The sequence below is a fragment of the Achromobacter dolens genome (assembly GCF_902859745.1).
In the GTDB taxonomy this organism is placed as follows: domain Bacteria; phylum Pseudomonadota; class Gammaproteobacteria; order Burkholderiales; family Burkholderiaceae_B; genus Achromobacter; species Achromobacter dolens.
Genome location: NZ_CADIJW010000001.1, coordinates 59,258 through 84,360, shown reverse-complemented (window position 1 = coordinate 84,360; position 25,103 = coordinate 59,258). Strand labels below are relative to the sequence as shown.

Sequence of the window (25,103 nt, the reverse complement as noted above, 5' to 3'; positions counted from 1 at the left end):
CGGGATCCCGCCGTTTGCCCCCGCACGGAAGGATTTCCACCGTTTTTTTGACGCCCGCCCTGTTCAAATGCGCGGCGATCGACCGGCAACCGTCCTGGCGGCGGCGCAGTAGTATTACCTGGAGGCCCGATGCGGCATTCGAGCTTGATTTTCGTGGTGGCGGCGTTCGCGCTACTGACCCTCAGCCGCCTGGCCCTGGCCGCCTGGCAATGGCAGCGCGTGCGCAACGCCGGCGGCCTGGCTCCCCTGCTGCTGGGCGGGCTGCGCATCGACGCGCACCAGATCGGCGTGCTGGGCGCGCTGCCGATCGTGCTGTCGCCGTGGCTCGGCCACCTGCCGTTCGCCGCCACCGCCGCCGGCATCTGGTATCTGGTCGCGTTCATCCTGCTGGCGTTCCTGGAAGTCGCCACGCCGCCCTTCATTCTCGAATACGACACCCGTCCCAACCGGTTGTTCGTCGAATACCTGAAGCACCCGCGCGAAGTCTCGGGCATGCTGTGGCGCGGCTACAAGGGCGCGCTGCTGGGCGGCTTTGGCGCCCTCGGGCTGATTGGCTGGGGCGGCTATGCGCTGTTCGGCCACGCCGAGCCCGACGCGCAACTGGCCTGGTGGCAGATGCCGCTGGCCAGCCTGGCGCTCCTGGCGGTGGTGATCCTGGCGATCCGCGGCACCCTCGGCCACCGGCCGATCAACCCGTCGTCGGTGGCCTACAGTTCCGACGGCATGCTCAACACCCTGGCCCTGAACTCGCTCTATAACGTGTTCTACGCCGTCTACAGCATGAAAAACGAAAAGTCGGCCTCGGCTGTGTACGGCGGCATGGACGACGATGACATGCAGCGCCGCGTACTGACGCGGGCTGGCCTGCCCTATCCGCCGGCCAACGCGGAATACCCCAGCCTGCATCGCCAGCCCGCCAGCCGCAAGACCGCGCGGCCGCTCAACCTGGTCATCATTCTGGAAGAGAGCCTGGGCGCGCAGTACAGCGCCGGCCTGGGCGGCATGGATCTGACGCCCGAACTGGACGCGCTGGCGCGCGACGCCTGGACCTTCACCCGCGCCTACGCCACCGGCACGCGCTCGGTGCGCGGCCTGGAGGCGGTGGTGACCGGCTTCCTGCCCACGCCGGCGCAGGCCGTGCTCAAGCTGCCGCGCTCGCAACGCGGCTTCTTCTCGCTGGCCGACCTGCTGGGCCGCCACGACTACCACTCGCGCTTCATCTACGGCGGCGAATCGCACTTCGACAACATGAAGGGCTTCTTCCTGGGCAACGGCTTTCGCCAGATCGTCGACCGCGAGGACTTTGTCGATCCCGCCTTCGTCGGCACCTGGGGCGCGTCCGATGAGGACATGTTCAACCAGCTCGACCGGCTGCTGCGCGAGGACGGCGACCAGCCCACCTTCACGCTGGCCTTCAGCGTCTCGAACCATTCGCCCTGGGAATACCCGGCGGGCCGCATTCAGACCGAAGGCAACCCGGCCACGGTGGAAAACACCGTGCGCTACGCCGACTGGGCCCTGGGCCGCTTCTTTGAACGCGCCAAGGCGGCACCGTACTGGGAAAACACGGTCTTCCTGATCGCCGCCGACCACGACTCGCGCGTGTTCGGCGCCAGCCTGGTGCCGGTGCGCCACTTCCATATTCCCGCCGTGATCCTGGGCGCCGGCATCGAACCGCGGCGCGACGACCGCCTGATCAGCCAGATCGACCTGGCGCCGACGCTGCTGTCGCTGATCGGCGTCGATACCGAACACCCGATGCTCGGCCATGACCTGACCCGCAGCACGCCGGGCCGCGCCATCATGCAGTACGACAACACCTATGGCTACCTGAAGGAAAACGACCTGCTGGTGCTGGCGCCGAACAAGACCCCGGTGCAGTACCGCTACACCGCGCCGGAAGACTATGCCCCGGCGCCGCTGGACCCGGCGCTGGCCGACGAGGCGCTGGCGCACGCGCTTTGGCCCAGTTGGGCCTACCGCGAAGGGCGCTACTGCATCCCGGGCGCGGCCGCCGTGGCGCAGGATGCAAAGGCGCCGGCCGCTGCCGGATAGGCGCCGCAGGAGACCGGCGATGCGTGCCGGCCCGCCGCCACGTTATGCACAGGCGCCTAGCCAACGGGCCGCCTTGTGCCAGCCCCCCTTGTGTCGGCCGCCTTGGACCAGCCACCTTACGCCGGCCGCCGGAACGCCTTGCGCGCCTGCTCGCTGAGACCGTGGCAGTGGCAGTCGGGATGATGGTCGTTGACCATGCCGACCGACTGCATGAAGGCATACACCGTGGTCGGGCCGACGAACTTCCACCCCAGCTTCTTGAGGGCCTTGGACAAGGCCTCGGATTGCGCCGAGGTCGACGCGCCGCGCGTGGACGGGGATCCCGGGGGCGCCTCGAAACGCCAGAAGAACGCTCCCAGCGACCCTTCGCGCTGGATCATCTCCAGCGCCCGCTGGGCGTTGTTGATGACGGCTTCGATCTTGCCGCGATGGCGCACGATGCCGGCGTCGGCCAGCAGCGCCAGCACCTGCTTTTCGCCAAACCGCGCGACCTTGGCCGGCTCGAACGCGGCAAAGCCGCGGCGGAAGGCCTCGCGCTTGTTCAGGATGGTGCGCCAGCTCAGGCCCGACTGGAATCCTTCCAGGCACAATTGCTCGAACAGGGCGCGGTCGTCGCCTTGCGGGCGGCCCCATTCGTTGTCGTGGTACGCCATGTATTCGGCGGACGTGTCGACCCAGGCGCAACGGGCGAGGCCGTCGGAAAAGTCGGAGTTGGCGGTCATGGGAAAGGGTCCTGGCGGCTATCGGGTTTCCGATGCTACCGCAGCAACGTCCCCAAAAAAAGTCGTAGCGGCCGCAAGCCGAATCCAGCTACTATTTCCCACCCTGATCCCGCGCCGGCCGTGCCCGAGCGCGTCCCGGATCGGCCAGGCGGGCTTGCGGCATGCAAGCCCGTTTTGCGTCATGCCGGGACCGGACAGGCTTTCGGATCCCCGCCATGTCCCTGCTCGAGACAGCCGCCCTGACCCTGGTGTCGCCCGCCCTGCTGGCCGGCGACAGCAACCCCGCCACCAATCCCTGTCTGGACTGCGGCGCCTGTTGCTCGCATTTCCGGGTGTCGTTCTATATCGGCGAGCTGGCCGGCGAAAACGGCGGCCAGGTGCCGCTCGACCTCGTGACGCAGATGAGCCCGCTGCGCGCCTGCATGAAGGGCACTGAAATGGGCGGCGGCCGCTGCATCTCGCTGCGCGGCGAACTGGGCCGACCCGGCATCCACTGCGCCATCTACGAGAACCGCCCGACGCCCTGCCGCGAGTTCGACATCTGGATGCCCGACGGCTCGCCCAATCCCGACTGCCAGCGACTGCGGCTGGCGCTGGGCCTGCCCGCGGTGCCGCCGCGGCCCGACGCGGAAAACGATCCCCAAGGCCCGTCGCACCCCAACCAGCCCGACCAGCCGGCCGCGGCCTGATTCGCCTGCCGCCCTAGCGGGCGGCGACCAGCATGCCCTCGGCGCCCGCCTGCGCCTCCTGCCCCCGCGCGAGCCGCGGCGCATTGTCGCGACGCCGCACGCGCACGATGCCCGGGTCCTTGCCCAGGAAACTCAGGACGTTCTGCATCACGCGCTCTCGCTCGTGATCGACGCAGATCATGTGATAGCTGTCCTGCAGCAGCACCACCGACGCGCCGGGAATGCGCGCCCCCAGCAGCCGCGCCGACCGCGGGCTGGTCAGCTCATCCTCGACTGCGTGCATCACCAGCGTCGGGCAGCGCATCCGCTCCAGGCCGCGCTTGACCATGCCGCGCAGGCGATCGACCTGGCGCACGCAGGCCAGCGGCACCCATTGGTAGTGAAAGCCGTCGCCGCGCGCAAAGCCCGCCTTGATGAAGGCCCGCACCAGTTCACTCTTGACGCCGTAGGGATCTTCTTCCTCGACCCGGATGCGTCGCGGCACACCCGGCACGTGATACAGCAGATAGCGCAGGCCGCGGTACCAGGGCGTGCTCCAGCCATCCAGGAAAACCGGCGCCGACAGCGACACCAGCGCGCCGCGGGTGTGCGACTCGCGCTTGCACAGTTCGACCGCCAGCAAGGCGCCCAGGCACATGCCGATGACGTGCACCACCTCGTACTGCTCGCACAGCTCGCGATAGCGCCGGGTGACGACGTCCATCCAGTCCTCGACCCGCACGTCCAGCAGGTCCTCGGGCCGCCCCGCGTGCCCGGGCAGCGTGACGCCATGGGTTTGCACCCCGGCGCGCGCCAGCACCTTGTGAAGCGAGCCCATGTCGAATTCCGTGCCGCCCAGGCCGTGGATCAGCAGCGCGCCGGTACGCGGGGTCGTCACGGCGTGCTCCCGGCGGCGGCGTCGAGCTGCCAGGCGGCGCGCGTGGCCGCCAGCAGGCGCGCCAGGACGTGGGCGAAGGCGAGGACAGCCGTCGGAGCCGCGGCGGCGCCGGCGCTCCCGGCCGGCGGGAAAGCGAGGAAAGGTTGGCAAGTCATGGAACACCCTTGATGCATGGCGGGCAGGACGAGAAGACCTGTCCTACCCTGCCGCCATGGTAGGCAAAGGGCATCCGCGAAGATCCGCAAATCTGTCGGGAAAAAGTGAAGATCCGTAAAGGCTGGCCAGGGCTGGACGGCAGCCAGCGGCGCGACCGCACCCCCTGCCTGGCGGCTTACTCCCGGCCGGCGAGGTAGCGCGTGGGCGTCATGCCGAAGGCGGCGCGGAAGCTGCCGATGAAGGCGCTGGTGCTCTCGTAGCCGACCGACAGCGCGGCTTCGGTGACCGAGCCGCCGCGGCACAGCATTTCCAGCCCGCGCAACAGGCGCGCCTGCTGGCGCCACTGGCCCAGCGTGACGCCGGTTTCCTGACGGAAGCGGCGCATCAGGGTGCGCGTCGACATGTTCAGCCGCTGCGCCCATTCGTCGATGCCGGAGGGGTCTTCGGGCGTGCCCAGCAGGGTGTGGGCCAGGTCCTGCAGGCGCGGATCGTCCGGCATCGGCAGCAGCACCGGGGCATGCTCGCGCTGCTTGACCTCGACCAGCAACACCTCGAACAGTTGTTCGAGATAGGCCTCGGGCAGCTCGCCGGGCGCACTGGTGGTAAAGCGCTCCATCAGCGCGTCGATCAGGCGCGAAGACGGCCACGAGCGGCAATGATCCGGCAGCCGGGCGCAGGCGTCGGGCCGCACGTACAGGAACGAACCGCGCGCCTCGCCGAACCAGCGCGCCGCGTGCGAGACCCCGGGCGGAATCCAGCCCAGGCTGCCCGGCAGCACCGTCCAGACCTCGGCGCCCGACTGCACCATCACCAGACCCTCATGCACCAGCACCAGCATGCCCTCGTTGTGCACGTGGTCGGGCACCGACAGCCCCTTGGATGCGCGCGGATGCCGCATGCTGAACGGGGTCAGCAGGACATCGGGCAAGGCGTTGTGGACCACGGTCACGCGCATGGTTGGCAGATTTGAGCTACAGGTTGACGGAATTCCGTTAGCGGGGCCACTTGAAAATGTACATCATTCTCATCATTCGGGCATCGCCCCCGGCATGGAGAATCTACATGGACCATACCCGCCTGCGCGTGGCCGGCATCAAAGCCACCTTCCCGCGCCTGAAGATCCTGGACATCTTCCACCAGCACGCGGACCAGCACATGAGCGCGGCGGACATCTACCGCAACCTCATCTCGGAACACAGCAGCATCGGCCTGGCCACGGTTTATCGCGTCATCACGCAACTCGAAGACGCCGGACTGCTCAAACGAACTCAGCTCGACTCGCACTGCACCGTGTACGAGTTGAATGACAAGGGACACCACGACCACCTGGTCTGCCGCCATTGCGGCCGGATCCTGGAGTCCAGCGACCCCGAAATGGCGCAACTGGTGCGTGATATCGCCAGGCAACGCGGTTTCGCGCTGGACTCCTACAGCCTGGTGCTTTACGGCGGCTGCGGCTGCCGCAAGGCCGCGCCCGCCCTTTCCATCGGAGAATTCGAATGAACCGCGACCAGTTTTTCTTCCACGACCTATCCCACTTCCCCATCGTCACCGCCAAGCACGGCGGCGCCCCGGCCGGCTATTCCGCCAGTTGGATCCGCGAGATGGAGATGCTGGTCGACAACCCCGAGACCTTCGTCATGGTGGTGCCCGACATGCGCACCGAGGCCAGCCACGGCGACCGCAAGGCGATGATCGACTGGCAGACCGCCAACATGCCGAGGCTGAAGGCCCGCTGCCGCGCGTTCATCGCCGTCGAACGCGACGCCGACGCGCTCGACAAGATCCGCAAACGCGGCGAAAAGATGGCGCGCGCCTTCGGCATGCCGTTCCTGGCCGTGGCCACGCCGCATGAAGCGGTGCAGTGCGCGCGCGAATTGCTCGGCCAGGCCGGCCCCGGCGGCTTCGTGATCGACTGACGCGCCACAACGCTTGCACGCTGCTTTCAAGCGCGCCTTCGGGCGCGCTTTTTTTGCGTCTGGGGCCTGCGCAGGGCCGTAAATCGCTGTGCCAGGGCTTATTGCCGAAATTAGAATGCAATATTGATAAATTTGCGATTGTGGCAAAAGGTGTTGCTGGAATAAATTCCACCACTGGCCCAATCGCCTGGCCCACAGGCCCCGGGGCTGGCATTGCAGCGCGCCGGGCTCCCGGAAAGCGCTCTTTCCGCGGCGCAACCCACCCTCGCTTGCGTGGTCCGACGCCGTTGGCCGTGGCGTTCACAAGACGGCACGGCGCGCGGCCATCCCAAGGACCGCCGCCTCCCGCGCCGTTCATAGCGGTTGCCAGCCGCCCGGACTCGACATTGAGATTTACGGCACGCACATCAATGAAGCGATTCCAATTCGACAGCACCGCGCTTCGTTACTTTCTCACTGTCGTCGACACAGGGTCCGTCAATGGCGCCGCCGCGCGGCTCAATGTCGTCAGCTCGGCCGTCAGCCGCCAGATCGCCGGCCTGGAGCAACGCCTGCACAACCAATTGTTCGAACGCCACCCGAAGGGCATGCGGGTCACCGAAGTCGGCCGCATCCTGGCCGACCACGCGCGCCGCGTCGAGGCGGATGCCGCCCGCACCTATGCCGAAATCGATGGCCAGAACGGCCGCTACACCCAGACCGTGAAGATCGCCGGGGCGCCCGGCTTCGCCGCCTACGCCCTGCCGCGCAAGTTCGCCGCCTTCCAGGCCGAACACCCGACCATCCGCTTCAAGCTGCACATCCTCGACGCCGGCCTGGTGTCCGAGCGGGTCCGCTCGGCGCAGGCCGACATCGGCGTCACCTACAGCCACACGGCGGAAAAGGACATCGCCGTGATCTATTCGCATCCCGCCGAGATCGTCGCGGTGATGCGCCCCGGCCACCCGCTGGCCGCCTGCGAATCGCTGCACATCACGCAGCTTTCGGCCTATCCGCTGGCGCTGCCGGATGGCGGCAGCGCCTTGCGGCAGGTGCTGGACATGGCCTGCAGCCTGTACAACGTCACGCTGTCACCGGCCTTCACTTCGAATCTGCCGGGCGCGGCCTACCACTACGTCCTGGCCAGCGACGCGGTCACCCTGTGCGCCCGCCTGACCGCCGTCGAGCACCTCGAAAGCGGGCGGCTGATCTGCCGGCCCATCAACGACGCGCTGCTCAACGCCGGCCAACTGCAGTTCCAGACGCACGCCTCGCGCCCCCTGTCGGACGCCGCGCACCGCTTCCTGCGCTTCATCCGCAGCGACGCCCCTCAACTGTTCTGACCCTGCTGCGACGCCCGCCAACGCGCGGGAAAGCCAGGCCGTACCGCAGCGTTGCCGAAAGCAGAATGCCGGGATGAAAAATAATCAATTGTTAAATTTGTAATTCAAATTTACAGTCTGCCGGATTTTCCGCGACCACGCTTTGACGGGTCAGCCCCAAGACAGACACAGGAGCCCCCCACCATGCTTAAGAACCTGAAGATACGCACCGGCCTGCTGGCCGTGATGGCCATCTTCCTCCTGGCGCTGACAACGGCCACAAGCATGGGCTGGATCTATGCGCGGGACGCCGACGTCGCGGTGGACGACCTGAACTCGGTCGCCGCCGAGCAGACCCGGCCGCTGTACGAAACGCAGACGCTGCTGCTGCGCAGCCGGCTGATGCTGGTCGCCGCCTACCTGGACATCGTGTCCGGCAAGGGCAGCCAGGCCCAGGGCAGTGTCGACCAGGCCACGCAGTACCTGCAGGAAGCGCGCAAGCACTTCGCCATCTACCAGCGCGTGCCCAAGAGCACCGAGGCCGGCCTGAAGCTGGCCAGCGAACTGGACACCGTCTTCACCGCCTATGTGCGCAGCATCGAAGCGCTGGAGCAGGCGCTGCAGAAACAATCCGCCGATGGCTATGCCGCCGCCGTGGTGGACACCCGCGGCGCCGACGCCCGCTTCGCCGAACGCGTGACCGCCTTCCTGGCGCACACCGAACGCCGCAGCGCCGAGATCAATACCGCGTCCGACCTGCGCTACGAACGGGCCGAGCTGTCCACCATCATCATGCTGGCGCTGGCCGCCGCGCTGGCGCTGGGCTGCTGGCGCTTCATCGGCCGCCAGGTGCTGCAACCGCTCAGGGACGCCGCGGTGCATTTCGACCGCATCGCCTCCGGCGACCTGACCCAGCGCGTCACGGTCAATTCCAAGAATGAGATCGGCGTGCTGTTCACGGCGCTCAAGCGCATGCAGGAGAGCCTGACCCGCACCGTCAGCGAAGTGCGCCGCAGCGTCACCGAGATCAACACCGGCGCGGCCGAAATCGCCTCGGGCAACACCAACCTGTCGGCCCGCACCGAGGAACAGGCCGCGTCGCTGGAAGAGACCGCCGCGTCCATGGAAGAATTGGCCACGGCCGTCAAGCAGAACACCGAGCACGCGCACCAGGCCAACACCCTGGCGGCCGAGAGCCGCGCCATCGCCCTGCGCGGCGGCGAGGCGGTCGGCCAGGTGGTCCAGACCATGGCCCGCATCTCGGAAAGCTCGCGCCGCATCTCGGAGATCGTGTCGGTGATCGACGGCATCGCCTTCCAGACCAACATCCTGGCCCTGAACGCGGCGGTCGAGGCCGCCCGCGCCGGCGAGCAGGGCAAGGGCTTCGCGGTGGTCGCCGGCGAGGTGCGCACGCTGGCCCAGCGCAGCGCCCAGGCCGCCCGCGAAGTGAAGGACCTGATCGAACAGTCCTCCAGCAACGTCGAAAGCGGCGCCGACCAGGTCCGCGCCGCCGGCGACACCATGCAGGAAATCGTGGCGTCGGTGCAGCGCGTCACCCAGATCATGGCGGAAATCACCGAGGCCTCGACCGAGCAGTCCGTCGGCATCGACCAGATCAACGGCGCCGTGACGCAGATGGACGACGTCACCCAGCAGAACGCCGCCCTGGTCGAGGAAGCCGCGGCGGCGGCCTCGTCGCTGGAGGAACAGGCCAAGCGCCTGGCCGCCAGCGCCGCGTTCTTCAAGCTGCCGGCCGGGACGGTGATCGACGTCACGCCCCAGGCCATCTCCGCGCCATTGAGCCCCGCCTACGTGAACTGAAAGGGTCGGTAACGCGGACGCGCCGATTTAAGACTGCGCCCGATCGGCCGTTGTCCAGAAGGTCAGGCCCCGCTCCCCCTGCGGCCGGCCTTCCCCCGACCACGAGCCCCCCCGCATGAGCCGCGCCCTCGCCTGTCATTTTTGCCTCTCGACGCTGGCGCAAGGCGCCCCGCTGCTGGAACGGAACGGCACGGCCATCTGCAAGGCCTGTGTCGACGCCTTCTCCGTCGAATTCACCGAGCGGGCCTGGGCCATGGCGTCATCGCTGGACGAACAGCTCGACGTGCTGCTGCTCGAAAGCAAGCGGGCGCTGGAACAAAGCGCCACCCTGGCCGAGCGCGCCCGGGGCTGCGGCCTGAGCCTGGCCGACCTGTCGGCGATGCCGCCGCGCACCCTGTCCTGATCCGTCGGCCCGGCCGACAAGTGATGGCGGCGGCCGCCGCCTTGACCTCAACCACGGTTGAGGTTTGATACTGCGGCTTCGTCAATACGCTTGTCCACGGAGCCTTCGCATGTCGTCCCGCATCACCCCAGCCCTGTCCTCGCTCGCCTTCATCAACCCGCCCGGTCTGTACGACCCCCGCCCCAATGGCTACTCGCACGTCGCCGTGGCCGACACGCCCGCCCGGCTGGTGTTCGCCGCCGGCCAGGGCGGCGAAAACACCCGGGGCGAGCTGTCGCCCGACTTCCTGGCCCAGGTGCGCCAGGCGCTGGACAACGTCCAGACCGCCCTGCAGGCGGCTGGCGCCACCCTGTTCGACGTCGCCAAGCTGACCGTGCTGGTGGTCGACCACAGCCAGGAGCGCCTGGCGCTCTTCTCAAACGAGATCAAGTCACGCTGGGGCGTGCACCTGGCGCCTGCCTGCACCCTGATCCCGGTGCCGCGGCTGGCGTTGGATGGCATGCTGGTGGAAATCGAGGCAACGGCGCTGCTGCCGCTCTGATCCACGCCGCCCCAGGCGGCGTGGACGCGCCGGCAATCAGGCGCCGCCGACCGGGCTGCGCTCCAGCAACGCCCGGATCATCTGCAACTGCGTCTCGAACCCCTGCAGGCGCGCATCCTGGTGCGCATTCACCGCCTGATTCCAGGCCTGCAGCGTTTCCAGTATCCGCGGCGCCTGGGCCAGCCCCTGCGCGCATTGATCCAGCACCTGGCTCTGCGCCTTCTGGGCGTCGCCCAGCTCCGCCAGCACGCCGGCGGCGCGGCGCAGCTCGGCCGACTCCTCGGTTGACGCATCCGCCAACGCCCGTACCGCGCCGACCACGGCGCCACCGCGCTCGATCAGCAGCGTCAGCGCCTCGTCGATCGAGTCCGAGCGCGCCTTGACGGTGTTCACCTGCGCGATCGCCGCGTCTTGCCAGTCGCCGATCTGCTCGAAGCGCGCCTCGATCTGCGCCTGCACACGCTCGTCGCGTTCGCGCGCCTGCGCCAATTGCCGCTGCAAGGCCTCGTGCGACTGCAGCGTCTCGGCCTGGCGCTGCGCCAGCCGCTCGACCAGTTCGCCCAGGTGGTGCACCTGGCGCGCCAGCATCTGCTCGTTCACCACGTCGCCAGGCATGATGCTCAGGCGCTGGTTGCGAACGTCCAGGCACTCCAGCATGAACTTGCGGACGGCGCGGATGTAATCCTCGATCTGCCCCCGCAGCAGCACCATCATCAGGCCCAGCAGGATCGAGCCCACCAGGCCGAAGAGCGATGCCGCGAAGGCCGTGCCCATGGCGGTCAGCGGACTCTGCAACTGCGCCACCAGGCGCCCGAAGACCTGCTCGACCTGGGACCCATCGACGGAGTTCGTGTTGAGTTCCGCCAGCATCCCGCCGACGTCGCCCAGCGTATAGATCAGGCCGATGAACGTGCCGACCAGGCCCAGCGCCACCATCAGGCCGACCAGGAAATCCGGCAATATCTGGGCCTGATAGACGCGCACCCGCAGGTCCTGTACGTCCTTTTCCAGGGCCTCCTGCCCCAGCGCCAGGGTTTCCTGGCGCAGCAGCACCTTGCCCAGGGTGGTCTTGACATAAGGCAGCGTGCGCCAGTCCTTCCCCTGGCCCTCGACCTCGGCGATGAATCGCCTCAGGGCATCCCATCGCGTGTTGATCCGCAGGCTCTGGTTGACGATGAGCAGGGTGCCCACCGCGATACCCGTCAGGATCACGAAGGTGATGGCATGGCCTGATCCCAGCGCCAGCTTGATCAGGTCCGGCCAGATGGCTGACGCCACCGCCGCGCAGATCAGCGGCGACAGCACCTTCGCCACTTGCCAGCGTATCGATCGGAAACGAATCATGATCGGCTCCTCAAGGCTCGACGGACATGGAGACCGTCATGTCTTTCTGCCCGGCGGGCGCCGGGGTCATGTGCATCCGGATCTGCCCGGGCGCCACTTTCCGCTTCATCAAATAGTCCTTGATAGAAATGAGATAGAACAAAGCCGTGCGCTTGTTTTCGGTGAGCGCGTAATTCGGCACATAGATCACCACGTCGATGCTGGCGCCGCTGTCGCGCCGCGCCTCGAACTCCTTGAGCGTGCGTTGCAGGTCGTCCTCGATCTGCTGGCGGAAACGGCGGTCTTCCTGCGGCATCGTCGGCCCGAACTTGTCGACCGGTTTCTGTTTGCCCGCTCCCGCCTCGTTGCGACCCGCCCCGTTCCCCGCCCCATGTTCCAGCGCAGCCTGCTTCTTGCGCAAGGCAGCCAGTTCCTGCCGCAGGGCATCGTTCTCGCGGCGCAAGGTCGCATGCTCCAGGGCATCCTCCTCCCTGGCGGCGGCAGCGCTTGCCTGCGCCTCCCGCCTGGGGGAGGCATCGTCCCGCGCCGCGCCTTCGCGCCCACCGGACACGGCCCTGACATCGGCGCTGGAAGCGGGCTCGGCGTGAACGGCGGCCGGCATGCCCGGCGCGTCACCGCCTGCCTCCGCCGTCTGTTCAGGCCGCGGGTCGTTGCCAGGCGGCGCCGATGCCGGCTGCGCGGGCGGCGAGGCCTGCGCCTTTACATCGTCGGCGCTATCGGAGGCATCCATCGCCTCCTCCGCATGTGCGTCCTGCGCCTGATCGCCCCCGTCGCGCGCCTGCGGCTGCGCGACAGCCCGCGCGGCGGGATCCTTGCCGCCCGCCGACGCTCCGCCCGTGCCATCCCCCGCCAGCGAGGCCGAGGCCGCCCGCGATTCATCCAGGCGCTGCTCGACCAGCGCCCGCTGGATCGCCATCTTGGCCATGATGCCGCTGAACATCCCCAGCGACATGGCCAGGATCACGATCACGAAGACCAGCGCCAGCACCAGGTTGGAGAAGGCGTCCACGAAGCCCGGCCAGTAGTTGATGTTTGACGAAGATTGACTTTGCATCACAACCCTCTCAGATGACCGGATGGGCGCTGGAATGCAGCGCGCTGTCCAGCGCAAGCGCGACGTGGGTGTCCACGATCACCTGCAGCGCCAGTGCGGGTTCGGTGAACACCGTGTAATCGGCTCCGTCGTTCCCTTTGATCTGGCCGCTTTCCGTCCAGAACCGCGCGCCACCCAGTTGGCCGAACTGCAGCACATCGTGCTCGCCTCCCTGTACCACCAACTGGCGGAACGCGCCGTTCAACAAGCCGTCGTTGCTCAGGGACATGGCCGACCCGACATCCGACATCAGCCGCACATCAGTAGAGTCCATGACCAGGGTGTTGCCCTGCTCATGGGCCGCCTTGTCGGCGTCCAGATCCACCGCGTTGATCGTGCCGTGGCTGCGCGCGAAATCGACCAACTGCCCGTCGCCCGTGACCTCGACTTTCTTGTCAACGATGCCGAAGGCGCCATTGGCCAGGAACACCATGCCGGGCTCGCCATGCGTCATCGGGTCGGACACCGGCCCGTCCGCGCCGGCCGGGGTCACGGTCGCCAACAAGGTATGACTCTGGCCATCGTCGACCTGGGCCTGGAAGGAGAAGGCGGTGGGGTCCCCGGCCTCGTTGACCGCGTTGCCCAACACGGCGGACTCGAACTGCGCGAATCCGGTCAGCGGCGCGAAGGCGGTCTCTCCAGGCTTGATGACGCTGACATGCCAGTCATCTCTCAGGACCCCCTGCTGGAACAGCGTGGAATCCAGGTAGTGCCATCCCGCCTCCAGGTGCAGGGAGGCATACTGCCCGTGGGGCATTCCCCTGTCGGGCGACAGCAGGGTGTAGCCGTCGATTTTGAGCTGAACCTGATCGTCCCGGGTCGTGCTGCGGATCAGCCAGGTGCCGGCCTCCGCCTGCGCGACATGGAACCAACCCGTCGCCCGCCCGATCAGCGAAGCGTCGGACATGGTCACGCCGCTGTCGAACGCGTGCCGCCAATCGTAGGGCAGGTTGTCGGCCATGCGGGACACCACCGGCGCCACGGTCGCGGTCAACGCCAATGCGTCCGGGAAGCTGCGGTTGGCATCTTGGGGCAGATTCCAGAACTGCACGCGCAGCCCCTCTGCCGTTCGATGCGCCGTCAAGTCCACCACCTGCAACGTCTCGTCCTTGCCCAGGGGCGCGCTCAACGTATAGTCCAGCTTCACGTGGTGGTCCGCGTCCTTCGCCCCCAGGGCCACGCCCTGCTCGGTTGGACCGGTTTGCACGTCGCGGATCACGCTGAACTCGGATTCGCCTGGGCGGCGCCATTGCATCACCCAAGACCCCACCCCGCCGGTGTTGCCGGTATCGACCCGCAGGTAGTGCCAGCCCGCATCCAGGCTGACGTCGCCTTGGATGCCATTTCGCAGATACTCGCGGCCGACCATCACCCGGTCGCCATCGACGCTGACGATCTCGAAATCGTCCACCACCGGCGATCGGAATGTCCAGATGCCGGCCTGTTCGGGGCTGACGTGGAACCAGCCGCTGCCAACGTAGTTGGCGATGGTGGCATACGGCACACCCGGCAGCAGCGCGCTGTTGTACCCCCTGAAGTTAAGCTCCGGCAACTGCCCCTGGCCAGCGGGATTGGCCGTGGAAGTCGCCCAGATGTTGTTGATATTGGTCGCCTGCGCACTCCCCATATTCCACGCGAATACCGAGAACCCGCCGGTATCGAGCTGCACCGCGCTGCCCAGCGCCGCGTCGCCGTTCTGAACGCTGACCGGCGTGACGACCTGGCCCGGCGCAGGGGCGACGATGGTCAACGCGAACGGCTGCGAGGTTGCCCCCTTGACGCCCGGTTCGTTCTCCACCGCCACGGTCAACGTGTGCGAGCCATTGTTCAACCCTGGCGACACGTAGGTCCAGTTGCGGCCATTGGCATGGACGCTGGCGTAGCCCATCCGGGTATCGCCGTCATACAGGACGACCCGCTCGCTGCCCAGCAGACCGCGGTCCAGCGCCCCGCTCACCACCAGCGCGGCGCTGGCGATCGTCGCGCCAGACTCCACGCCGGACAATCCGCTGGCTTGGGGCGTCGACACGGACAATATCGTCGCCGCTGTCGCAATGGCAGCCTCGTCGATGAGCACGGGCAGCGCCTGCGCCGCGGCAACGCGCGTGTGCGTCGGCCCCTCGACCTGCACGGTCAGGGTCTGTGCGCCCACGCCCAGCCCCATGCCCGCGGCAGGGGTGAACGACCACGCGAAGCGGCCGTCCTTGTCCGCGGCGCCCTGTACCGTGGCATCGCCCAGCCGCACGGTTTCGCCGTTCAGCGTGCGGTACACGCCCAGGACCTCGTCCCGTCCCAAGCCGTGAGACAACGATCCGTTCAAGGCTTGCGCCGGATCCACGCGGCTGGCGAGCGCATCGATGCGGATGGCGTCGTCACCCAGCACCACGACCGGATAGGCAGCGGCATGGACCGGATCCGGCGCGGGCACCGGCTGCTCGTTGATGCGCAGCGAGAACGTGTGTTCGCCCTCGGACAAGGGCGGCGCGTTGAAACGCCAGCGCGTGCCGACAACCGCGGCTGCGCCCAGCAGCACGTCGTTGTCGAAGACCTGCACCAGGTCGCCGGCGCGCGGCTCCCGCGCCAGCGTGCCGAAGATCCCGACCCGCTTGCCATCCAGGCTCTGGCCAGGCCGGACACTTTGCGCCGCAAGCGTGTCGAAACGGCTGTCGGCCGACAGCACCTGCCCGGTCGACAGGGCGATCACGGCCTCGATCAACCCCGCCTGCAAGGGGTCCGGCGCGGCGTCATGCACGTTGACGGCCAGCGTCTCGAACACCAACGGCGTCGTGGGGCTGTTGCCGGCGCCGCCGATCGAGATCTTGAAGTCGTGCTGGCCATTGCCCAGCGGCACCTCGATGTCGAAATGCCACTGCTGCTCTTGAACACTGGCGCGTCCCAGGAGCTGGGCGCCGTCGCGGACTTCCACGTACTCGCCATCGGCCAGCGGCGCGGCCAGCGCTCCGCTGATCGTGAACTGCCGCTCGCTGGTGTTCTGCCCCACCACGACGCCCTTGGCGTCCTTGACCTCGATGCCCTCCAGCCCTTGCAGGTGGAAGCTGAAGGTGGGCGAAGGCCTGCCATGGATCGCGCTATCCTGCGCGGTATAGGTGGTACCCGCCCGCGCCGCGTTGTCCACTGTCGCGAACAGATTGACGGTGCCGAGCGCCATGTCCACGTCGCTGCGCCATTGCCAATTGGTTCCGGTGACCGTGGCCTCACCCAGGTAACTGACGTTGCCCTGGCCGTCATCCTGCCAGAGGCGCAACACCTGCGCGTTCGACAACGCCGCGCTGAGCCTGCCGGAAACCAGCGGACGCCGGAAGTCGATGTCCCCACCCATCGGCACATTGCCCACGACCGGGCCGTCATCGTCGCGCACGGTCACGATCGACACGGTCTGGGCGGGCGTGCTGCTGTCCTTGCGGAAGGACACGCTGTCCCCGGTCTCGGCAATGGCGGTGGTGGCCCCCACCACTTCCACCGACAGGACGTGCCGGCCGTCCAGCAGCGGCGCATCCGGCCGGAAGGACCATTTCAGCGGGTCGGCCCTGTCGATCACGGCCTGGCCCAGCTCGGAGGTGGCGCCATTGAAGGTATCCGACACGCGCAGGCGTTGCCCGAACTCGGCCAGCGGCGCGCTCAATGTGCCTTTGATGAGCGGAGTGGCCTCGTCGGTCAGGCGCGAGCCTGGATCTTGATCCAGCAGGTTGCCCTGCAAGGCCCCCGTCTGGTCGTTCAGCTCGGTGATGGTGAGATGCTGGACCTGGAAATTGGCTATCGCCGCGGCGATGTCGTTGCCGATCCCCGTCAACCGGTTCTCGGGAATCGCGCTCAGCGTGTAGGAGCCCGACGGCAGGGCCTCGCCTATCCGGAACTCCCAGGTCGTGTCGGTCAACATCCGGGCCACGCCCAGCCGCTGCCGCTCGCCGTCCTGCGGTTGTCCGTAGACCACGATCTGATCCTGTCCACCCAAAGCGGTGCTGACGGTGCCGCGCAATGTCGCGATCTGGCCCTCGATGGTGGAATTGGCGCTCAACTGGCCCGGCCGCTGGCCGTCTATCAGCCCCGTGATCGACGCGAACAGATCCGGACTCGGCCCGCTTCCGGCCGCCACCAGCGTCAACGCCGTCTGCGCCGACAACGCGGGCGCCACGCTGGCATCCCCGGCATCCACGCCCGCTGGCAGCGCCACCACGCTGTACTGATGATCCCCCGCCAACTGATCGGAAGACGTCAGCGCATAGCTCCATTTCTTGCCTTCCAGCGTCGCGCTTCCCAATGCCACGCCATCGCGCCGTACCTGCAGCGTGGTCCCGGCCGGCAACTCGCTCGCCAGGTGGCCGGACAACATCAGGTCGCCGCTGCCGATCAACGCCACCAGTCCGCCGTCCGCCAGGAGCTGCGCGTTGTCAGGCGCGTCGATCGTGATCGCATTCTGGTAGACGGTGGTCCGCGCCTCGCTGTCCGGGGCCGGCGCCAGCGTCGCCAGATTGACCGGTCTGACAGCCACTTGGTGGGCGCCCGGCGACTGCGCCCACAGCGTGTAGGACCAATTGGTACCCGAGGCATCGAACCCGGCCACCCCCACGTCCTTGCCATCGATGGACACCATGACGCCCATGCCCGGCGTCACCGCCTCGGTGGTGGTGCCGGTCAGCATCGTCAAGCCGCGGTCGGTGAAGATGGGCTCGGCGCCTGTCGTCAACGTGACGCCGAACGCGGGCGCATCGGCGCCGCTCACCATGACATTAACGGGCGCCAGGCTCCGTACCGCCTCGACCGGCACGCCGCCATCGAGCAACACGTATTCGACCCGGTGCATGCCCGTCGCCAGGTCCGCGCGCAGTTGGAACGTCCACGCGCCGTCCGCGCCGACGGACGCCTCGCCTGCCGCGTCACCATCGACCAGCACGCGCACCGACAGTCCCTGCGTTCTATCCGTATTCACCCTGGCCCGCAGGATCGGACGCAGCGTTTCGACAGCGCCCTGCGCCGACAGGTCCTGCACCGATATCGGCGAGAGCGACAGCACGTTGACATCGACCGCATCCGACCGCACCGCGCCGAAGCTATCCCCTCTGTTCTCGATGGCCGCGTAAATATGGCTTGCGCCGGCCGGCAGCGATACCGGCGGCCGCAACGACCAGGTCAGGCCGTCGGTATTAGCCGTGCCCAGCAGTTGGACAACACCGTCATGCTCGGCGTAGACCCGCAGCACCTCGAAGGCGTTCAGCGCCTGCCCCAAGGTGCCCGACAAGCGCGGACGCGTATCGTCGAGCACCGCCGTCGTCACCACCTCGCGCCGCGGCACCTCCTGCCCGCGCGCGGTCCGGTCCCACGTACCCAGCAGATTGTTCGAATCCAGCACCGACGTGATGGCCACCGCATGACCCGGCCGCAGCGTCGACACCGTGATTTCCGGGGTTTGCGCCGACATGCGCGACACCCCGTCGGACGTCAGCAGCACGGCGCTGAAGCGCTGGCTGCCCGTCTCCACGTCCGCCTGCGGCGTGAAGGACCACGACACTCCGTCGGCGTCCATCTGGGCCTCGCCGAGCCTGTTGCTGCCTCGGAAGATCGCCAGCACCTCGCCACTGCCGAGCGGCTGGGCCAGATGGCCCTTCAAGGTCGGACGCGCGTCGTCGGTGCGCATGAGGACCGGGCGTCCGTTTGCCCCGAGGGATTCAAGCGCGAACAGATCTCCGCGGACATCCCCCTGGTCATCGATCAGCGCCGTGATGCTCACGGACTGCTGGTGCACGACGAAGTCCGACGAAAGCGGGCCTTGCAGGGTCTGAGGATCCGCCCGGTTGACCACGCGGGCATTGAATACCGTGTCGCCGAAGGGAAGCTCCCGGTCGACCTGGAACGTCCATTCGGCATTCGCATCCACGGTGGCATAGCCCAGGAGGACCTGATCGGCCTGCCCGGGCAAGCGGCCGTACACCGCCACGCTCAGCCCGCCGGCCAGCCGCGCGGAAACACTGCCCTTGAGCTGTGGCAGCGCGTCGTCGGACGGCACCCCGGTGGCGTTGGCGCCCGTGAATGAGGATCCCGCCCCGTATATGTCGCGGGCCTGGCTGATCGTCGCGGTCTCGGTGGGCGCGCCACCGTCGATGTAGACCGTATGCGATGCCGACACCGCCCGCAGTTCGGCGCCGTCATGGTCCGTGACCTGGACGGCGATGACATGGGCGCCATCCCCGAGGACTTCGTCATCGGCCAGCGTGCCCGACCACGTCAGGCTGGCCTGATCGAACGTGACATGGCCATCGCGAGGCACATCGTCGATAACCAGCTTGAGGACTTCGCCCTCTCCCAGCGGCGCGCCCAGGTGACCGCCAAAAACGAACTTCCCCTGTTTCGAGGCGCCATCGACCCCGGGCAGCAGGATGTTCTGGTCCAGGTGCGCCGGATCCGCGATGGAGTCCAGGGTTACCTGTTGCACATGGATGGTGAATTCCGACGAGGCATCGCCCTCCTTGCCCAATACGATATTCTCGACTCGCGCCAGGAACGTATGGACACCAGCCCCAAGCGGTTCCCGGTTCTGGAAAGTCCACTCGGTGTCCGTGGCCAAGGCTTCTCCCAGCCGCACCATCTGACCGTCGATACGGTCATACAACACCACGCGGCGGGTATCGGCGTTGATCGGTTTGTCGAGCTTGCCGCGCACGATGCCGCGAGTGTCATCGGTGCTGACGCCCGCCTGCGTCAACAGGGCCTGCAGCGGCCCGGCGTGGTCTTCGTAGCCGACGATTTCCGCGTGTTCCTGGGGAACCTGGGTGTCGACCGTGAAGCCCACCTTCGTCACCGCCCGCACCGCGCGCGTGGAGGCATCCTCGATACGCGCCGACACCTCGTAGCGTCCCTCCTGCCAGACTCGCGGCGCGCCATTGCTTTGCGGCAGGCTGAAAGTCCAGTCGGTGCCGTTCGCCTCGAACTTCGCCACGCCAACCGGCGTGAACAGCGCGGCGCCCTCGCCCTTCACGTAGATCGTCACCCGCTCCGACGGCAGCAGCAGCGGCGCCCCGAGCTGGCCACGCAGCGTCACTTGGTTGTCGGCGGTGCCATGGCCATCCCGGCCCAGCACATTGACGCCCGTGGTCGGTTCGACCACTTCGGACACCTGGATGCTGTTCACGTTCACCGAGGTCGCCAGCGTATTGCTGGTCAGCCCCGAATTGACCGCCACCACTCGCGCGTGGAGCGTCGCGAGCCCATCCGGCAATGCTTCGGTCAGGGTGTAGGTCCAGTTGACGCCGTTCAGGGTTGCCGCGCCCAGGCGGCGCATGGCGCCGTCCTCGCGCGACAGGAACACCTGCACTTGCTGGCTCGCCCCCACCGCCTCGCTCAGAGTGCCGCTGACCACCGGCCTCCGGTCGTCGGTGCTGGCGCGAAAGCCGACCGGCCCCACCTGCGAGCCATCGGCGCCCACGCGATCGGTTACGTTCACCGTGAGCACCACCGCCGTCACCGGCTGGGCGACGGCGTCGATCGTGATGGGAACCGTCGAATCCGACAGCAGGACCTGAGGCCTTGCACCGGCGACGATCCGCTCCACCCTGACCTGGAACCCGTGCGCGCCGTTGCTCAAACCCGCGGTTGGCTGGAAACTCCAGGTGGTGTCCGCCACGGTCGCCACGCCCAGCAGGACCGCAGCGGTGCCATCGACCGAATCATAGACCGCGACGCGCTCATTCGGCCCCAGCGGCATGCCCAGCCTGCCCGACAACTGCGGGCGCACGTCGTCGGTGAAGGGCGGCTGGGCAAACAGCTTCGCATCCAGCAGATTGCCCTGCAGCGCACCGACACTGTCCTGGACCGCGTTGATGGTCAGTTGGCTTTCCCTGGCGGTGAATGTCTGGCCCACCGGTCCCAATTGCCCGTTGGCCCGGTTGACGATCCGGGCGGAAAACGTATGGTCACCCAGTTCCAGGCCTCCGGGCGGCGTGAAGCGCCAACTGCCGTCGGCGGCGTCGGCATTGAGCGTGGCTAGGCCCAGTACGTTCTCGACCACCCTGCCATCGGGCTGTCTCACGGAGTCTACGATCTGCACCGCGCGCGATGCCGGCAGCGTATTCCCGTCCAGCAGCACGCCCGAGATCAGCGGCCGGCGATCATCGGTGCTCTGACCGGGAGCCAGCGCGCCGACGAAGCCGCTGTTGCCAGGAATCTGGTCACGAACCTCAGTGATGTTGACGACCCCCGTGGGCGTGCCATCATCGAAGTCAATTTCCCGGTCCACCGCCAGACGAATCTGCCCGCTGGCCGTGTCCACCACTCGCACCGACAAGGTGGAATGCCCTTCCGGCAACTCACCCGCGCCGCCTTGCGACGCGCCCAGCTCCAGTTGCCAGGTGAATCCGCCCTGCGGGCGCTCGATCAGCGAAGCCTGGCCCAGCACCGTCTCCTTCCCTGCTTGCGCCGCCACGATCTGCAACGCCTCGCCCTCTCCCAGCGCGGTGCCCAGTTGGCCGCGCAGCACCGGCGCATGGTCGTCGGTCAGGAACGGACCGTCGCCGTCGAACACATTGCCCCTGATGGGGCCGGCGGCGTCATCCAGCTCGCTGAAGGTCAGGCTGTTGATACGCAGATCGAATTCGGCATGCCGCGGTCCCATGGCGTCGCCGCCGTTCACCACGCCCGCCATCAGGCGATAGTTGCCCTCGGCCAGCGGGGGATCGATCCGCAGCGACCAGGCCAGGCCCGTTTCATCGATCTGCGGCTGGTAGGAGAAGGACCGGCCGGGATTGTTGACGTCCTCCACGCGGACTTGCAGGCGTTGTCCGGCGAGCAACGGGCCTGACAGCGTCCCGGACAGCGAAGGTTGCGTGTCGTCGGTGGAAGCGCCGCTGACGATCAGGCCCGTGTAGACGCCCACGTCATCCATGACCTGGTCGATCACCACCTGCTGCTCGGGCAGCTCGGTGCTTACGATGACGGCAGGCGGAGCCGCGCTGAGCAGGGCCTGTGGCGCCCCATCCTCCGGCCCGGCGCGCTCGACCACGGCGCGCAGCCGGTGGACGCCATCCCTCAGTTCGCTGTCAGCGGGGAATTCGTAGCGCCACGTCGCTCCCGAGCCTTCGCTGGCAGGCGTGACGTCCGCCCTGCCCACCAGTGTCGGCGCGCCGCCATTGAGGGCGTCGTAGATGGCCACGTACTCGCCTGGCGCGGGCAGGCTGCCCAGCGCGCCCGTCAGGATGGGCTGGGTGTAGTCCGTCACGGGACTCGTGGTCTCCAACAGGTTGACTTCGGTCACGCCCGGAACGATCACGCCGTCGAACGACAGCGACTGCACGTTGACGTCCCAGGAGCCCCAGTTGGACGTTGCGTCCGGCGCATCGGCATCGACGCCCTCGGGATAGACCGGCGCGTACGCATCCAGGCCCGGCGAGAACACCTTGACCACGACGTGATGGCTGCCAAACGCCATGTCCGACACCGGCGTGAAGGACCATTGCGGCAATTGCCCCTCGCCGGCCGGCGCCACGTTGGCGTAACCCAGCAAGCGTTCGGCCCCGCCGTTCAGGCTATCGGCCAGCACCAGCACCTGGTCGCCTTCCAGCGCCGCGCTGAGCGTGCCGCTGAAGGAAGGCCGCCGATCGTCGGTGCTCATGTTGGAACTGAGCGCGCCCACGAAATCGTAGGGATCGGTGGATGGATCGCCGACGTCGTCGGCCACCATGACGATCTGCGCGGCCTGGGTCGGCTGTATGCCGACCAGCGTGGGCTCGGTGTACTGGTACGGGTGCGACACGGTTTCCGTCGTGTTGCCGGCCACGTCGCTGATGCGCGCCAGGATGTCGCCCGCGCCGTACCTGGAGAATCCCACCGCGACGCTCCATGACGCGCCGTCGGCCGACAGCTCGCCCACGGTCCACGTGGCGCCGCCGTCGATCGACACCATGATCCGGTCGTCACTGGTCACCGTGCCAAGCACCTTGCCGCGGATCGTCTGCGCCGGCTGCGTGAACAGGAAGCCGCCCGGCAGCACCGCGCCCGCGAACGGCGTGCTGATGCTGTCGATGGAAGCCACGCGGGCGTCCGGCGGCGTGACGTCCAGCACGAATGCATGCGAGGCGCCGGGCAGCGTCAACGGCTGCTCGCCGTCGACACCAGACACCGCCACACGCGTCAGCAGCCGCGCGTCCTCGCCTTCGCCGTCCAGCCGCAGGAAGCCGGAGACCCAGGTGCCGCCGCTCGCGCCATCAGCGGCGGGCGTCGCCTCGGCCTCCACCCAGGTCTTGCCGCCATCGGCCGACACCTCGATATGGGTGTTGGGCCCCAACGTGCCGAGATAGTGGCCGGACACGGCCTGCACCGGCTGATTGGTGATGAAGTCGCTGGGCGAAACGCCGGTATCGGCGCTCAGGCCGGTGATCTCATCGACCTCCACGCTGACCAACCCATAGGTCCGCAGGTCGGATCCGGCGATCAACTCGCCCTGGTCGTCGACGATTGCAGCGAACAAGCGCTTGGCGCCGTCCTCGCCCAATGTGTTCTCGCCGTAGTCCCCGGCCCGCAGCACCACGCTGCCGGCGGCCACGTCCTCCGCCGTCAACACGCGCGACAGGATGGTGCGGCCATCGAGCAGATGCAGCTCGACGCGCTGGCCGGCGCTGATGCGGTCGGCGCTGCCGGTCCATGACACCGTCACCGACGGCTGCGCATCCTTGCCCAGCGCATCGAGCGCGGGGAGGGGCGACGCCTCCGCGTCCGTGAACGTCGCCGCCACGGACGCCCAGGGCATCTGCGGCAACGTGAAGGTATCGAACAGGGCGGGATCGACCAGCCTGCCGAGCAGCACATTGGCTTCCTGCATGGCCGCCAGCAGGACCGCGCCCTCGATCGTCGGCGCGATCCGCAAGGCGCCATCGGCATCCGGCGCCAGGCCGCCGGCCAGAAGCTGCAGGGTGTTGCCCAGCGCGCCCGACACCGAATCCATGCCGGCCAGGGCCGCCAGCACCTTGCCATAAGCCTGCGCCGCGACCGACGCCTGCGCGAACGTGTCGGCATTGATGGCCACCACCGGCCCCAGGATGTCGACGAGCTGCGCATCGCTGGTGAACTGCGACATGAGCTTGGTCACCGCGGCCGCCATCGCGTTGACCTGCTCGGCCGACACCCCGTCAAGCGGCGTGGAGGGATCGGCCGGCGCGCCCACCAGGCGCGTGACGAGTTCGGTCAGCGGCGTCACCGAGATCGACAGTTCGGTCTGCCCCTCGGCGCGGTAGCCGATTGCGCTCAGCGTGGGGAAATCCGTCGCGGCGAATTGCGCCGCCTGCTCCGCCGTCATCCCCTGGGCCAGCGCCAAGGCCTGGCGATATTCATCGATATAGCCCTGGCCGTCGCGCGCCTTGTCGGACACCACCACGCGCACCAGGCCGACATAGTCGGACGGCAGTTCGGCGCGGTAGGACAGCACCTGGCCGCCGGGTCCCAGCACCAGGTCGCCCTCGCCCAGCGACTGCCCCTGGCCGTCGTACAGCGAAATCGACAGCGTCTGCGCATGGTTGAACACCCCGGCCGCGATGCCCCCCGTGACCGTGACGGCCGGCTTTGCCGGCGTGTCGCCGTCAGGGTCCGGCGTCGGCGACGGCGTGCTCCCGCCAGCCTCCGGCTGCTCCCCGGCGTCTGGCGCGGGCGCCGGCGCGGCCGGCCTGTCTTCTTCCTTGCCCTTGCTCTTGCCCTTCTGGCTGGACAGCCCCAGCGCCAGGCCAACGAGGCCGACCACGCCGAACATCCAGCCGTACTCCTGGTACCAGGCCAAGGGTTCCCCCGTGCCTTTGCCATCCTCCTTGGGCGCGCCCTGCGCGCTGTCCGACGGCACGGCCGCCGCCTCCTCGGCGAAGCCGAGCGTCTCTTGCGTCGTGGGTTCGGAGATCGGCACCTGCAGCGCCTCGGCGGCGTCCTTGAGCGCGGTGCTGTCGATATCCACCTTGGAGAACAGCTCCGCACCCGACAGCGATTGGTCATCGAACTGCAATTCGGGCGAGGGGCGCTCCAGGATCTTCACTGCCAGGCCGGGCAACAGCACTCGGCTGCCATCCTTCATCAGCGCGACCACGTCGACACCGACGATCGCCATGGCCTTGACGTCGGAGAGCTTGAAGTTCAGCGGAATGCGGCCGTCTTTGGCAAAGGTGGAGAGCGTCCTGAATCGATTTTTCATGGCGGTG

15 protein-coding genes are annotated in these 25,103 nt (G+C 67.8%); 8 read left to right on the top strand and 7 right to left on the bottom strand.

Annotated features, from left to right (window positions below; all coding sequences use genetic code 11):
- The first annotated feature begins 129 nt into the window (after positions 1 to 129).
- Entirely contained in the window at positions 130 to 2,055 is a 1,926-nt protein-coding gene (locus HV783_RS00335) for an LTA synthase family protein (protein ID WP_054501879.1), read from the top strand.
- A 116-nt stretch (positions 2,056 to 2,171) separates the two neighbouring features.
- Here the strand turns inward: HV783_RS00335 and HV783_RS00330 are convergent, their stop codons facing one another.
- Positions 2,172 to 2,777, bottom strand: coding sequence for a DNA-3-methyladenine glycosylase I (locus tag HV783_RS00330; RefSeq protein ID WP_175188463.1), 606 nt, complete (start codon positions 2,775 to 2,777; stop codon positions 2,172 to 2,174).
- 215 nt (positions 2,778 to 2,992) lie between these two features.
- Here HV783_RS00330 and HV783_RS00325 point away from each other — a divergent pair, with 215 nt between their 5' ends.
- Positions 2,993 to 3,466: a YkgJ family cysteine cluster protein gene (locus tag HV783_RS00325; RefSeq protein ID WP_054501881.1), complete on the top strand. Its 474-nt coding sequence runs from the start codon at positions 2,993 to 2,995 to the stop codon at positions 3,464 to 3,466.
- A gap of 13 nt (positions 3,467 to 3,479) precedes the next feature.
- On the opposite strand, the gene HV783_RS00320 is transcribed toward HV783_RS00325, so the two are convergent.
- The 3 genes from HV783_RS00320 to HV783_RS00310 all read right to left on the bottom strand — a co-directional run bounded on the left by HV783_RS00320 (position 3,480) and on the right by HV783_RS00310 (position 5,454).
- Positions 3,480 to 4,343 (bottom strand): alpha/beta hydrolase, encoded by an 864-nt coding sequence (locus HV783_RS00320; RefSeq protein WP_054501882.1) that lies wholly within the window; start codon positions 4,341 to 4,343, stop codon positions 3,480 to 3,482.
- The gene (locus tag HV783_RS00315) at positions 4,340 to 4,498 is read right to left on the bottom strand and encodes a hypothetical protein (RefSeq protein ID WP_155755566.1); all 159 of its coding nucleotides are present in this window, start codon (positions 4,496 to 4,498) and stop codon (positions 4,340 to 4,342) included. The genes HV783_RS00320 and HV783_RS00315 overlap by 4 nt, the downstream gene beginning before the upstream one ends.
- A gap of 176 nt (positions 4,499 to 4,674) precedes the next feature.
- Positions 4,675 to 5,454, bottom strand: a complete 780-nt coding sequence (locus HV783_RS00310) for a helix-turn-helix domain-containing protein (RefSeq protein ID WP_081273549.1) — start codon at positions 5,452 to 5,454, stop codon at positions 4,675 to 4,677.
- 107 nt (positions 5,455 to 5,561) lie between these two features.
- Between HV783_RS00310 and HV783_RS00305 the strand changes: the two genes are divergently transcribed.
- The 6 genes from HV783_RS00305 to HV783_RS00280 all read left to right on the top strand — a co-directional run bounded on the left by HV783_RS00305 (position 5,562) and on the right by HV783_RS00280 (position 10,484).
- Positions 5,562 to 6,002, top strand: coding sequence for a Fur family transcriptional regulator (locus HV783_RS00305; protein ID WP_054501883.1), 441 nt, complete (start codon positions 5,562 to 5,564; stop codon positions 6,000 to 6,002).
- Positions 5,999 to 6,418: a hypothetical protein gene (locus tag HV783_RS00300; protein WP_054501884.1), complete on the top strand. Its 420-nt coding sequence runs from the start codon at positions 5,999 to 6,001 to the stop codon at positions 6,416 to 6,418. The genes HV783_RS00305 and HV783_RS00300 overlap by 4 nt, the downstream gene beginning before the upstream one ends.
- Positions 6,419 to 6,828: 410 nt before the next feature.
- Positions 6,829 to 7,740, top strand: coding sequence for a LysR family transcriptional regulator (locus HV783_RS00295; RefSeq protein ID WP_064526510.1), 912 nt, complete (start codon positions 6,829 to 6,831; stop codon positions 7,738 to 7,740).
- A gap of 183 nt (positions 7,741 to 7,923) precedes the next feature.
- Positions 7,924 to 9,540 (top strand): methyl-accepting chemotaxis protein, encoded by a 1,617-nt coding sequence (locus HV783_RS00290; protein WP_054501886.1) that lies wholly within the window; start codon positions 7,924 to 7,926, stop codon positions 9,538 to 9,540.
- Positions 9,541 to 9,655: 115 nt separating this feature from the next.
- Positions 9,656 to 9,943, top strand: coding sequence for a hypothetical protein (locus tag HV783_RS00285; protein WP_054501887.1), 288 nt, complete (start codon positions 9,656 to 9,658; stop codon positions 9,941 to 9,943).
- Positions 9,944 to 10,052: 109 nt separating this feature from the next.
- On the top strand, positions 10,053 to 10,484 hold the full coding sequence (locus HV783_RS00280) for a RidA family protein (protein WP_054501888.1): 432 nt from the start codon (positions 10,053 to 10,055) through the stop codon (positions 10,482 to 10,484).
- Positions 10,485 to 10,520: 36 nt separating this feature from the next.
- On the opposite strand, the gene HV783_RS00275 is transcribed toward HV783_RS00280, so the two are convergent.
- Genes HV783_RS00275 through HV783_RS00265 form a run of 3 tightly spaced genes read right to left on the bottom strand, consistent with a single transcriptional unit; the run spans position 10,521 to position 25,096 of the window.
- Positions 10,521 to 11,828, bottom strand: a complete 1,308-nt coding sequence (locus HV783_RS00275) for a hypothetical protein (RefSeq protein WP_054501889.1) — start codon at positions 11,826 to 11,828, stop codon at positions 10,521 to 10,523.
- 10 nt (positions 11,829 to 11,838) lie between these two features.
- Entirely contained in the window at positions 11,839 to 12,882 is a 1,044-nt protein-coding gene (locus HV783_RS00270) for a hypothetical protein (protein ID WP_116792250.1), read from the bottom strand.
- Between the two features lie 10 nt (positions 12,883 to 12,892).
- A complete protein-coding gene (locus HV783_RS00265) occupies positions 12,893 to 25,096 on the bottom strand; it encodes a hypothetical protein (protein ID WP_175188461.1) in 12,204 nt (4,067 codons plus the stop codon).
- Positions 25,097 to 25,103: the final 7 nt, after the last annotated feature.